Origin of the sequence: Streptomyces smyrnaeus (assembly GCF_017676345.1) — a bacterium.
GTDB lineage: Bacteria > Actinomycetota > Actinomycetes > Streptomycetales > Streptomycetaceae > Streptomyces > Streptomyces smyrnaeus.
Genome location: NZ_JAFFZM010000024.1, coordinates 1 through 12574, shown reverse-complemented (window position 1 = coordinate 12574; position 12574 = coordinate 1). Strand labels below are relative to the sequence as shown.

The following is a 12574-nucleotide window of genomic DNA, read 5'->3' as shown; positions in this document are numbered from 1 at the left end:
GACGGTTCAGCGGAAGCGCAGCGCCTTCAGCGCCTTGAGGGAGCGGGACATGAAGGCGGCGTACGCCTCGTCGCTCATGCCCAGCGACGGGGCCATGGGCAGCACCCGCTGATGCGCCACCGTCTGCGGCTCGGTGTACTTGAGGATGCCCTCCGAGCCGTGCCGGCGGCCGAGTCCGGAGTCGCCCATGCCGCCCATCGGTGCCTGGGCGCTGCCGTAGGCGGAGGCGTAGCCCTCGTTGACGTTGACGGTGCCGGTGCGCAGCCGGGCCGCGAGCTGGCGCGCCCGGCGGCCGTTGCCGCTCCATACGCTGGAGTTGAGCCCGTAGGAGGTCGCGTTGGCGAGCTCGACGGCCTCTTCGACGTCACAGAAGCGGTAGACGGAGACAACGGGGCCGAAGGTCTCCTCACCGCAGACGGCCATCGCCGGCTCGACGCCCTCCAGCACGGTGGGCTCGTAGAACAGCGGACCGATGTCGGGGCGCGGCCTGCCGCCGGCCAGCACGGTGGCCCCCTTGCCGACGGCGTCCGCCACATGCTGCTCGACGGTGCGCAACTGCCGCTCGGAGACGAGGGAGCCCATGTCGGCGCCGTAGGCCAGCGAGGCGCCCAGCCGCAGGGCGCGGGTGCGGGCCACGAAGCGTTCCAGGAAGGCGTCGGCGACGGACTCGTGGACGTACAGCCGCTCGATGGAGATGCACAGCTGCCCGGCGGAGGAGAACGCGCCGCGTACCGCGCCCGCCGCGGCCTTGTCGAGGTCGGCGTCCTCCAGGACGAGCATCGCGTTCTTGCCGCCCAGTTCCAGGGAGCAGCCCACCAGGCGGGCCGCGGCACGCCGGGCGACCTCCCGTCCGGTGCGGGTGGAGCCGGTGAAGGAGACGTAGTCGCCCCGGTCGGTGACCTCGGGGCCGACCACCGGGCCCTCGCCGAGTACGACCTGCCACACGTCGGCGGGCAGCCCGGCCTCGATCAGCAGATCGCGTGCCCACAGCGCGGTCAGCGCGGTCTGTGTGTCGGGCTTCATCACGACGGCGTTGCCCGCCGCGAAGGCCGGCAGCGCGTCCCCGACGGACAGCTCGAAGGGGTAGTTCCAGGGGGCGATCTGCCCGACGACGCCGCGCGGGTGGCGCAGCTCGGTGACCTTGGTCAGTGCGGGTATCGCGCCGGTGTGCCGCTTGGGGCGCAGATAGGAGGGAGCCTTGCGACCGTAGTGGCGGGCGGCGACGGCGACCGCCTGGACCTCCTCGTGCGCGTGCAGCCGGGCCTTGCCGGTCTCCAGCTGGATGAGGTCCAGGACCTCCGACTGGCGGGCCAGCACCAGGTCGTGGAAGCGCAGCAGGACCGCGGCGCGCTGCCGTACCGGGGTGGCCGCCCAGGCGCGCTGGGCCGTACGTGCCTTCTCGAAGGCGGTGGCGACGTCCTTCGGGGTGGACTCGGGCAGCTCGGCCAACACCTCCCCCGTGAAGGGGGAGCGACTGCTGGTCTTGCCGCTGCCCACCACGTCACGGGTCAGCGCGGCGACGAGTGCGGGAGTGACCACCTCGGCCGCGGTCCGGGCCTTCTCGGGGGCGGCTGCCACCGGATTGCCGGGGGCCTGCGCAGTGCTCGACATGGGGCGGGTGCTGTCCTGCGAGTCCGTCATGCGAGTGAGCGTACGACCACGGGTGCGGGCTCGTATACCCAGCGGTAACCGCTTTTCACGGAATCTGCCAGTGATTGCTGGCAGAACGGAGAGCGACCAGCCGTCCCTCACAGATCATTGATCTTGAGGGACTCCTTCGCCTCCTGGTAGACGGCCTCGCCGTCCTCGCGCGACTTGCCCTTGGCGGGCATGTCCACATACAGCCGCCAGCGGACGCCGTCGTCGTTGACGTAGACCAGCTCGTGCCGGAACTTCATGGGCGCCTCGGGATCCCCGACGTCGGTCTTGGGCCGGTAGGTGGTGGACACCTCCGCCGCGTCCTCGCCCTGCTGCTTCGCCTCGGTGACCCGCGACTCCACCTCCAGCATCGTCTCGTCGTAGCCCTCCTCGGCGCCGTCCTCGTAGAAGCTCTTCCAGAAATTGGCCTCCAGAAGGGAGTTCTCCTTGACGTCCTTGTTGCCGCGGCTCAGCTTGAGGGAGACGACGTTCCCCGGGTCGGTGAAGGTCACCTCGTCCTCGTTCGCGCTGCGCTTGTACTCCTCCGGCACCGCGAGGGACGCCCGCACCCGCGCGTCCTCGTTCCGCGTCGTGTAGCCCTCCGGCGCCTGGTCGGCTGTGTAGACGAAGAACAGCGCGAGTGCCGCGGCGATCGCGAGCACCACGCCGCCCGTGCCGAACTGCCAGCCGCGACTGGTGCGCAGCTTGCCGCCCACGCCGCGCAGCACCCGGCCGAGAGCGCTGCCCCCCTCCGGACCCGGCACCGGCCGGGCGGCCTGCGGCGGACGGGCCACATCCGCGAGGGTCTGCCGTACCTCCGCCGCGTCCGGACGCAGCGCAGGCTCCTTGCTCAGCAACCGGGTCAGCAGCATCCCGAACGCGCCGGACCCGCTCAGCGCGCGCGCCGGGCGCTGGGGTTCGGCGGAGAGCACCGCCTGCAAAGTGGCGGGGGAGTTGGAGCGGCGGAACGGCGAGACGCCCTCGACCGCCGCGTACAGCACGACGCCGAGCGACCACAGGTCCGACTCTGGACCCGGCCGCTGCCCCAGCACCCGCTCGGGCGCCACGAACTCCGGCGAGCCGACGAACGCCCCCGTCTCCGTGAGTCCCTGTTCGCCCTGCACCTGCGCGATGCCGAAGTCGGTGAGCACCACCCGGTCGTAGCGGCCGAGCAGGACGTTGTCCGGCTTCACATCGCGGTGCAGCACGCCCTTCTCGTGCGCGGCGTCCAGCGCGCCCGCCACGGCGAGCCCGATCCGGGCGGCCTCGCGCACATCGAGGGTGCCCTCGTTCAGCACATCGGCCAGCGACCGCCCCTGGACCAGCTCCATGACGATCCACGGCTGCTCGTCCTCCACCACCACGTCATGGATGGTCACCACGGAGGGGTGGTCGATCCGCGCGGCGGTACGCGCCTCACGCCGCATCCGTGTGTACATCGTCTCGCGCTCGCGCCGGGAGAGATGGTCGGGCAACCGCGGCTCCTTGACCGCCACGTCCCGGTCGACCACCTCGTCGTGGGCCCGCCACACGGTGCCCATACCGCCGTGCCCCAGCCGGGCCGTGAGGCGGTAACGGCCGCCGATCAGCCGCCCGGAGCCCGGGTCGCCGCCGGCCCCGGCCGAGGGCGGCACGGCGACCTCCGTCGGCTTGTACGCACCGGGCGCCGGGGGCCGAGGCGCGTCCGAGGGCTGGGAGAGCGGCACGGAGCGCGGGGACGGCGACGGCGACGGCTGCTGCGGCACCCCGGCGGGCGGCTGCTCCCCGGGTGGTGCGGCGACGGGCGGTTGCAGCCCATAGCTGGTCGACTCGTCCAACCGGTCCCCCTCGTTCGTCATGCACCCACCATTACCTACCGGCAGCGCGGTCGCCAGTTCGTTCACGAAGCTGTGACGTCAACGCGCCCGGGTGACGCGGTAGGTGTCGGCGACCGCCTCGAAATGCTGGTCGATCTGCGCCTTCCGGCCCTCGGAGCCGACTACGAGCAGCACGTGGTAGCGCCCGTCCAGGATCATCGCCCGGTTACGGGCGTACATCTGACGCCCGCCGTCCTCGCGCCAGCTGAAGGTGCCCTCCGCCATCGCCGTGTCGCCCACGTCGATACGCCGCAGCCCGCGCGTGCTCGCCCAGTCGGAGGCGCGGTAGGCCGACAGCTCCGGCTCCTTCTCGCCCTGGTAGGCCATCGGGTCCTTGCCGAACTCCCCCGTGCTGTCCCGGCCGTTGACCAGCACCATCTCGACCCCGCCGCCCGGGGACCCTCCCGGGGAGTAACGCACCTGGCCACGCCCGTCGACGGGACGGCGGTCCCACCCCTTGGGCACGGCGATGCGGAACCCGGCGGGGTCGCGGCTGATCCGGTAGCCCTCGGGGGCCTCGCCGCTCTCGTCGCCGCGGTCGCTCCCCGCGCCCTCGTCGCCGGGATCACCGCTCTTCCCGTCGCCGGACTTGTCGTCGGACTTGCCGTCGGACTTGCCGTCGGGCCTGCCCTCGCCCGTCGGCTCCGGCGCCGGTTCGGGCTTGTGCTCCTCGGGCACCACGACCGAGCCCTTCCGGGCGCCCTTCCCGCCCTCGTTGTCCGGCAGGAACAGCACGACGAACGCCACCGCCGCCGCCATGCCGAGCAGTATCAGGACCAGTACCAGCAGCCCCAACCGCCGTGGGCCGCCACCGCGGTTCGGGCCGCGGTGCCGCTGCACCGGCTCGGGGTGTTCGACCTGCACGGGATCGACCCGCGGCTGCTGCTCCGGCTCGCGGCGCGGCGTCCGGGCCGCGCCCGCAGTCCGCTTCGCGCGCCGCCGTCTGCGCACCAGTTCGCCGCGCCGCCGCACGATCGGCAGCCGATGCGGGTCGGCCGGGCCACCGGCGTCCAGAGTGAGCGGCGCCGTGACGGTCCGCAGCCCCACGTCCGGCTCCGGCGCCGAGCGGATGATCGAACGCAGCCAGCCCCGCAGCTCCTCGACGTCCGGCCGCTCGGTGGGGTCCTGGCGCATCAGCGACTCGACCACCGGGCGCAGCGGCCCGCAGTCCTCCGCGAACGCGGGCGGCTCCGCGCACACCATCTGCACCAACTCGGCGGCGCTGTCCTCGGGGTAGGGCGCGTGGCCCTGCACGGCACGGAAGAGCAGCACGCCCAGCGCCCACAGGTCGGCGGCCGGGCCGACGGGCGGGGCCAGCCGCCAGTTCTCGTACACGGGCCCCGCCTGCTCCGGTGCCCAGCGCTCGGTGACCGGACCGACGACCGTCATCCGGGCGTGCCGGGCCCGCTCCGCCGCCAGCGCCGTGGCGGGCCCTCGATAACGGCCGGCCGACGCCTCCGCACCGCCCCAGGGGCCCTCGTCCGGCTCCTCGTACGCTGCCGTACCGCCCCAGGGGCCGTCGTCCGCTTCCCCGTACGCTCTCTCGCCGCCGCCGGGGACAACTGCGGCGGCGTCTGCGCCTGCTTCTGCGGCAGCTTCTGCTTCTGCGGCTGCTTCCTGGCCGGTGCCGGTTTCCGCCCCGGTGCCGGGCCGGTGACCGTACGGCAGCGGCGCGCCGTAGGGGCCCGCCGCGTGCGGACCGTAGATCTCCTCGCGCTCGACCCCGCGCACTTCGCCGTCGGGCAGCGCGTCGGGCAGCACCTCGTCCTCGTCGGACGGCAGCCAGCGCACGTCGTCGTCGAGGGCGTGCCGCGGCCCGCGCCTGCCCGCGGCGCCTCGGCCTGCCGCGCCGTCGGCCGGGCTCGTGGACCACCAGTCGGCGCCGGCCTGGCTCCGGAGCCCCTCGTCCCGCCCCTCCTGGGGGCGCCGCCCGGCGTCCCGGGTATCGGCGGCGGCCCGCTGGGCGCCCTCGCGGTACGCGGCTATCGCGCCACGCCGCGCGGCGCGCGCCGAGACCTCGTCGGGAAGGCCGTCACGGCCGGAGGGGCCCTGCCCGCGCGGCCCACGGACGTCCTCCTCCGGCTCGATGCCCTCGAAGCCGAAGATGCCTCTGCGCCGCTCCTGGCCACCGGCCGGACGCACGCCGGGGTGGTGTTCGTGGTGACCTCCGTCCCGCCCAGGCACATACGAGCCGTCCTCGCGTGCGGTGAAGCCCTCGGGCAGCCGGTGTCCGGTCCAGGTCGCGGGCGCCGGTTCGCCCGCTGCCACGCCGCCCCCGGGCCGGAGCTCGGTGCCTGTCTCCGGCCCGGCCCCGGGCTCGGGTCCCTCGTCCGGATCTGCCCCGGGGAGGTGCGGAGGGGGCGGAGGCAGCGGATCGTAGCCGCACAGCGCCTCCTCGGCCGCCCCCGCCGCGAGGCCGGTCAGCACCGCGTGCCCGTCCTCGCAGATGAGTACCGTGCGGGCGGTGATATTGCGGTGCACCCAGCCGTGCGCGTGCACGATACGCAGTGCGGCGAGCAGATCGGCGGCGATCTCGGCGGCGCGGTGGGCGCCCAGCGGCCGGTCGGCCAGCAGCGTGGCAAGAGGTCTGGCGGGCACCAACTCGCTCACCACCCACAGCCCGTCGTCCTCGACGAAGACGTCGAAGACCTGGTCGAGCCGGGGATGGTCGGGCAGCTGCGCCGCAGCGACGGCCGCCTCCATGGCCCTGCGCACCGCGGGGTCCGCCGGGCGCCGGACCGCCCGCCCGGCGCTGCCGTGCGGTCCACCACCGGGGCCCCGACCGGGGGCGCTGTAACCGTCGTCGACCACCTCGGCCTCGACGACCTCGGGCAACGGCACCTGGCGGACGAAGACTTCCTGCCCGCTGGCCACGTCCCAGGCCAGGGACTCGGCGAGTTCGTACGCGTCGGCGGGCGGCACGGGCAGGCGGTAGCGATCGGCCAGCAGCCGACCCGCGTATCCCGCGTTCTCCTCCACGACGCCCTCCCCACCGCGCACGAGACCGCCACCGTCGTTGTAGTTTTCCGCCTCCTTGCGGACAGCTGCGATCCGCGTAGCGACGATCCGCGTCCTTCACGATACGTCCGGGAACCGGCTACGTCACCGCGCCTCGACCGCCCGGAACACACCTGTGTCGCACGCGTCCGGCCCCGGTGGGCCGTCCGCGCACGGTGAGGCGCGTGCCCCGGCGCGTGTGCGCCGGGGTGTGTGCCCACGGGCTCCCGGTGCGCCGTCGACGGGCCGTCAGGCGCGCGGCTTGAACGTCTTGAACGCGGTCTTCCGGAGCGTCACACACTCCTTGTCCTGCCAGGCGTCCGCCTCGCAGGTGATGAGTATCGCGTAGCCGTTGGCACCGTCGACCTTGAAGCCGCGGTTGAGGGCGTGCACCTTCTTGCCGTTCTCCTTGCGCAGGAACTGCCAGTCGGCGACCGTCGGATAGCCGCGCCACCCGACCTTCTTGATACCCAGCGACTTGTAACCGGGGCTGGAACCCTTGACCGCGGGCTCCAGCTTGCGCCACGCACCGACCGCGTCCGCCCCGGGGCTGCTGGTGTAGTCGATCTGGATCCGTGGATAGCCGCCGCCGGACGCGGCGTACTTGCGCCCGGAGTTCTTGCCCGCTATCCCGGCACGCTCGAAGTCGTCGGGCAGCGCGACGGAGAAGTGGAACCGGCCGTCCTTGACCGGGGCGTAGCCGTCGGGCAGCGCGGATTCGCCCTTCTCGGCGTCGCCGGACTTGTCGTTCCGCCCGTTTCCGGAGGACTTGCCGTCCCCTTCGGCCGCCCCGCCGGTGTCGGCCTGCTCAGCCTCTCTGGCGCCGCCCCGGCCGTCGGCGCTCGTGTCGGCGGAACCGCCCTTGGAGGCGTTGCCGCCCCCACCGCCCGAGTCGTCACCGAGGTTGGCCACGATCAGCACGATCACGAGGATGACGGCGACCACGACCGCGGCCGCGATGGCCAGCGTCCGCCGTGAGAGGCCCTTGCGCAGTTCGGGCAGCTCCCGCAGATCGCGCAACGAGGTGATCGCGTCGCTGCCGCCGCTCTCCGGTGGCAGCGCCCTGCCACCGCTTCCCGTGCCTGGCACCGGCAGCGGTGCGCCGCCGGATCCGCCGGTGCCCGGGCCCGAGCCGGTCGTAGCACCGGTGCCCGTGCCGGTGGCGCCCGAGCCGGCCGCTGCCGCACCCGTCGCACCCACACCCTGGCCGCCGGCCCGCTCACTCGCGCCGTCGCCCTTCGTGACCGAGTGCCGGCCCGGGGAGGAGGCGGGCGGCGTCGAGGGACGCGGCGGGCTCGTGGGCGCGGGCGGCGTAGCGGAGGCGCGCGCGGCTGAGGGGGCCGCGCCCTTTGCAGAGCCGCCTCCGTGCCTGGGACCCGAGCGGGTGCCACCGGACGCGGCGCCGCCGGAACCCTCCCCGCGCGACGGCGAGGACGAACGGGAACCGGAGCCGGTTCCCGTACGGCCCGCTGCGCCGGCCGAGCTCGCACCCGCCGCACCGGCACCGCCGGCAGCCGCCGCGTTGCGTACGGACTTGAAGGCCCCGCGCAGCCGCTCGCCGGAACCGGAACCCTCGGAGCGCCGCTTGCGCCTGCCGCCGGTCGTACCGGAGCTGTAGGCGGGGCCGCCGCTCCGACCCGGGGACGCGGAACCCGATGGGGCCGGGGCGGAGGACGAGGACGGCACCGGGGGCAGGATGGAGGTGCGCTCCGCCGGACGGTCGGCGTCCCGGCCCGGCGGGCTCTTGTGACCGTTGGCGACCGGCTCCAGCAGCAGCCGGGCGCCGTCCACATCGAGCCGCTTCTCCGGATCCTTGACCAGCAGACCGGCGATGACCTCGCTGAGCTCCCCGGCGTGTTCGGGGTAGGGGACGGGCTCGGTCATCACCGCCGTCAGCGTCGAGATCGCGGAGCCCTTGTCGTAGGGGGGGCGGCCCTCGACGGCGGCGAACAGCAGACCGCCCAGCGACCACAGGTCGGCGGGCGGGCCGGGCGGCTTGCCCCGGGCCCGCTCGGGCGAGATGTAGGAGGGGGCGCCGACCAGCATCCCGGTGGAGGTGACGGACGGGTCGCCCTCGACCTTGGCGATGCCGAAGTCGGTGAGGACCACACGTCCGGTGCCGTCCTCCAGCAGCACGTTGGAGGGCTTGACGTCGCGGTGCAGGATGCCCTCGCGGTGGGCGGCGCGCAGGACGTCCAGGATGGCGAGGCCGACCTCCGCCGCGCGCTGCGGCTCCAGCGGCCCGTCGTTCTTGATCTTGTCGGCGAGGGAGCGGCCTTCGACCAGCTCCATGACGATCCAGGGCCTGCTGTCCTCGTTGACGACGTCGAAGACGGTGATGGCGCTGCCGCTGCGGATCCTCGCGATGGCCTTGGCCTCACGCAGGGTACGGGTGATGAGCCGCTGCTTCTCCTCCTCGTCGACGCTGGAGGGGAACCGAAGCTCCTTCACCGCGACACGTCGGCCCAGGACTTCGTCCTCGCCACGCCAGACGGTGCCCATACCGCCACGCCCGAGGACACCCCCGAGCCGATAGCGCCCGCCTACCAGCCGTCCCGCGTCCTCGCTCATGAATCCCCTTGTGTCCCCTCTGCGTGAGAGCCCGCCCCCGGCAGAGCCTTCATTGTGAACCATCGCTCTGACAAGACGTGTACGGGGGCGGCACAGTTACACCACAGCCCCACCACTCCTCACGCGGGTTCACACGCCCAACAGCCCTTGCGGACATGACCAGTCCAACGGGGGACCCACGGCCGGGTCCCCCGCGCTGCACGGCTCTCCGTAAGAGGGCTGCACCGGCTACACCGGCACGATGTCGGGCGCTCCCAGCCGCGCCGCGTCTGCTGTCTGATCGTCGGGCTGCAACTGGGACTCGCGCTCGGCCTCGACCCGCTTCTCGTAGTGCTCGACCTCCCGGTCCACCTGGTCCGAGTCCCAGCCGAGCACCGACGCCATCAGCTCCGCGCACTCACGTGCGCTGCGTGCGCCCCGGTCGAACGTCTCGATGGAGATGCGCGTCCGGCGCGTGAGTACGTCGTCCAGATGGCGGGCGCCCTCGTGCGTGCACGCGTAGACGACCTCCGCCTTGAGATAGTCGTCCGCCGCGGGCAGCGGCTCGCCCAGCTTGGGGTCCTCCTCGATCAGATCCAGCACCTCTTCGGTCATCGAACCGTAGCGGCCCAGCAGATGCTCGACCCGTGCCACATGCAGCCCGGCCCGCTGGGCCAGGCGCGCACGCCCGTTCCACAGCGCGTGGTAGCCCTCGGCGCCGGCCAGCCGCACCTGTTCGGTGACACAGTCGGCGACCCGGTGGTCGAGCCCGTGCACCGCCTCGTCCACCGCGTCCTTGGCCATCACCCGGTACGTCGTGTACTTGCCGCCCGCGATGACGACCAGACCCGGCACCGGGTGGGCGACCGTGTGCTCACGCGACAGCTTGCTCGTCGCCTCCGACTCCCCCGCCAGCAGCGGACGCAGCCCGGCGTACACACCCTCCACATCGTCCCGGGTCAGCGGCACCGCCAGCACCGAGTTGACATGGTCGAGGAGATAGTCGATATCCGCACTGGAGGCCGCCGGGTGCGCCTTGTCCAGGTCCCAGTCGGTGTCCGTGGTGCCGATGATCCAGTGCCGCCCCCACGGGATGACGAACAGCACGCTCTTCTCCGTCCGGAGGATGAGCCCCGTCGTGGAGTTGATGCGGTCCTTGGGCACCACCAGGTGGATGCCCTTGGAGGCGCGGACGTGGAACTGGCCACGCTCGGCGATCAGCCCCTGCGTGTCGTCCGTCCACACCCCGGTCGCGTTGACGACCTGACGGGCCCGCACCTCGTACTCGCCCCCCTGCTCCAGATCCTCGATCCGCGCCCCGACGACCCGTTCGCCCTCCCGCAGGAAGCCGACCACCCGCGCGCGGTTGGCCGCGAGCGCCCCGTACTCCGCCGCCGTGCGCACCAGGGTCGCCACGAAACGCGCGTCGTCCACCTGCGCGTCGTAGTACTGCAGCGCGCCAACGAGCGCTTCCTTCTTCAACGCCGGTGCCACCCGGAGCGCATGACGGCGAGAGAGGTGACGGTGCCTCGGCAGCCCGCGGCCGTGCCCGGAGGAGACCGACATCGCGTCGTACATCGCCACACCCGTGCCCGCGTACAGCCGCTCCCAGGCGCGGTGCTGGAGGGGATAGAGGAACGGCACCGGCTTGACCAGATGCGGCGCCAGCCGATCCAGCAGCAGCCCCCGCTCCTTGAGCGCCTCGCGCACCAGTGCGAAATCCAGCATCTCCAGATAGCGCAACCCGCCGTGGATGAGCTTGCTGGAACGACTGGAGGTGCCCGAGGCCCAGTCGCGCGCCTCGACGATACCGGTGGACAAGCCGCGGGTGACCGCGTCCAGCGCCGTCCCCGCGCCGACGATGCCGCCGCCGACCACCAGCACATCGAGTTCGGTCTCGGCCATTCTCGCCAGCGCGTCCGCGCGCTGTTCCGGTCCCAGTGCCGCTGTCCTCACTGCTGCCTCCCAAGCTGCTCGGCTGATGCTCGACTGTGCTCGCCTGGTGCCTGTCGTCGGGTCGTCGTCAGTTCTCGGACACCGCCCCCGTGGTCCCCCTGTCGATGGTCCCCCATTCCCGCGACTTTGGCTGATCGTCGGCCGTGCTGAGCGCGCAATCCGACTTGTCTGTCATATGGGCTCTTAACCTTAATGCGCGCCGCTCGCCACTCCCGGTGCTGCCCGGGGACGGAACCGGGACGATAAGGGGAAGGGAAGACCGCTGTCATGCCCGCAGATCTCGCCGTGCTGGGACTCGCCCATTCGGGGCTGCCGCTCGCCCAGGCAGCCACGGCGAACGGAATCAGCACCATCGGGTACGACCCCGACCACGCGACCGTCGCCGACATCGGCGCGGGCCGCCCCCCGGGTGACGCGCCGCTGACCGCCGCCGAGGTGCGGCGGATGCTCGCCAAAGGCTTCCGGGCCAGCAACGACCCGGCCGTCCTCGGCCGGGTCCGCACCGCCGTCATCTGCGCACCCACCGCACTCGGACCCAACCGTGCCCCCGATATGAGCGCGGTCCGCACCGCGGCCCGCACCCTGGCCGCACAGCTGCGACCGCGCACCGTCGTCATCGTCGAGTCGAGCGTCTACCCCGGCTGCACCGAGGACGTCGTACGGCCCCTGCTGGAAGAGGGCTCCGGGCTGCGCGCCGGCCGCGACTTCCACCTCGCCTGCTCACCCACCCGGGTCGACCCCGGCAACCGCGCCCACGGCTACACCGCCATCCCCAAGGTCATCGGCGGCCTCACCCCCGCCTGCACGGAGGCGGCCGCCGCCTTCTACGGACGGCTCACCAAGGTCGTGCGCGCCCGCGGGCCCCGGGAGGCGGAGACCACCAAGCTGCTGGAGACCAACTACCGGCACATCAATATCGCACTGATGAACGAGATGGCCGTCTTCTGCCATGACTTGGGCATCGACCTGTGGGACGTGGTGCGGTGCGCGGAAACCAAACCGTTCGGCTTCCAGTCCTTCCGGCCAGGGCCCGGAGTGGGCGGCCCCGGCATCCCCGTCGACCCCAACTACCTTTCGTACCACAGCCGCTCGCTCGGCTATCCGCTCCGCATGGTGGAACTCGCACAAGAGGTCAACGAACGGATGCCGCGCTATGTCTCGCAGCGCGCGGCCGTGCTGCTCAACGAGCACGGCAAGTCCGCGCGGGGCGCGCGGATCCTGCTGCTCGGCGTCACCTACAAACCCGACCTCGCCAGCCAGGAGGGCTCCCCCGCCCGGGAGGTCGCCGGACGCCTCAAGGAACTGGGCGCCCAGCTGAGCTACCACGATCCGTACGTCCACCAGTGGCGCGTCGCGGGGCAGCCCGTGCCCCGCGCGGACGCGCTCTATGAGGCCGCCGCGGAGGCGGACCTCACTCTGCTGTTGCAGAACCATCGCGTGTATGACTTGCAGGGGCTTGCGGCGAAGGCGCAGATTCTGCTGGATACGCGTGGCGCCAGCCCCACCGGCGCCGCCCACCGCTTGTGAGGGGCCCACCATGGCCCCTCCCCGTTGTTGGGGGCTCCGCCCCCAAACCC

General features: G+C 72.7%; 6 protein-coding genes. 1 reads left to right on the top strand and 5 read right to left on the bottom strand.

Annotated elements, in window-relative coordinates; all coding sequences use genetic code 11:
- Positions 1 to 6: 6 nt before the first annotated feature.
- The 5 genes from JW613_RS29885 to JW613_RS29865 form a co-directional block, all read right to left on the bottom strand.
- Positions 7 to 1641: a succinic semialdehyde dehydrogenase gene (locus JW613_RS29885; protein ID WP_209214011.1), complete on the bottom strand. Its 1635-nt coding sequence runs from the start codon at positions 1639 to 1641 to the stop codon at positions 7 to 9.
- 107 nt (positions 1642 to 1748) lie between these two features.
- Positions 1749 to 3476 (bottom strand): serine/threonine-protein kinase, encoded by a 1728-nt coding sequence (locus JW613_RS29880; protein ID WP_209214010.1) that lies wholly within the window; start codon positions 3474 to 3476, stop codon positions 1749 to 1751.
- Between the two features lie 57 nt (positions 3477 to 3533).
- Positions 3534 to 6473, bottom strand: a complete 2940-nt coding sequence (locus JW613_RS29875) for a serine/threonine kinase C-terminal domain-containing protein (protein WP_209214009.1) — start codon at positions 6471 to 6473, stop codon at positions 3534 to 3536.
- A gap of 267 nt (positions 6474 to 6740) precedes the next feature.
- Positions 6741 to 9062, bottom strand: a complete 2322-nt coding sequence (locus JW613_RS29870; RefSeq protein ID WP_209214008.1) for a serine/threonine-protein kinase — start codon at positions 9060 to 9062, stop codon at positions 6741 to 6743.
- A gap of 228 nt (positions 9063 to 9290) precedes the next feature.
- Positions 9291 to 10997 carry a glycerol-3-phosphate dehydrogenase/oxidase gene (locus JW613_RS29865; protein WP_209214007.1) on the bottom strand — a complete coding sequence of 569 codons (1707 nt, stop codon included), beginning with the start codon at positions 10995 to 10997 and terminating at the stop codon, positions 9291 to 9293.
- A gap of 267 nt (positions 10998 to 11264) precedes the next feature.
- Between JW613_RS29865 and JW613_RS29860 the strand changes: the two genes are divergently transcribed.
- On the top strand, positions 11265 to 12524 hold the full coding sequence (locus JW613_RS29860; RefSeq protein ID WP_209214006.1) for a nucleotide sugar dehydrogenase: 1260 nt from the start codon (positions 11265 to 11267) through the stop codon (positions 12522 to 12524).
- The last annotated feature ends 50 nt before the right edge of the window (positions 12525 to 12574 follow it).

What these genes read in the sequence shown, in the direction of transcription:
- JW613_RS29885 (WP_209214011.1), bottom strand. Translation starts at nt 1,641, where the DNA reads ATGACGGACTCGCAGGACAGCACCCGCCCCATGTCGAGCACTGCGCAG.
- JW613_RS29880 (WP_209214010.1), bottom strand. Translation starts at nt 3,476, where the DNA reads ATGACGAACGAGGGGGACCGGTTGGACGAGTCGACCAGCTATGGGCTG.
- JW613_RS29870 (WP_209214008.1), bottom strand. Translation starts at nt 9,062, where the DNA reads ATGAGCGAGGACGCGGGACGGCTGGTAGGCGGGCGCTATCGGCTCGGG.
- JW613_RS29860 (WP_209214006.1), top strand. Translation starts at nt 11,265, where the DNA reads ATGCCCGCAGATCTCGCCGTGCTGGGACTCGCCCATTCGGGGCTGCCG.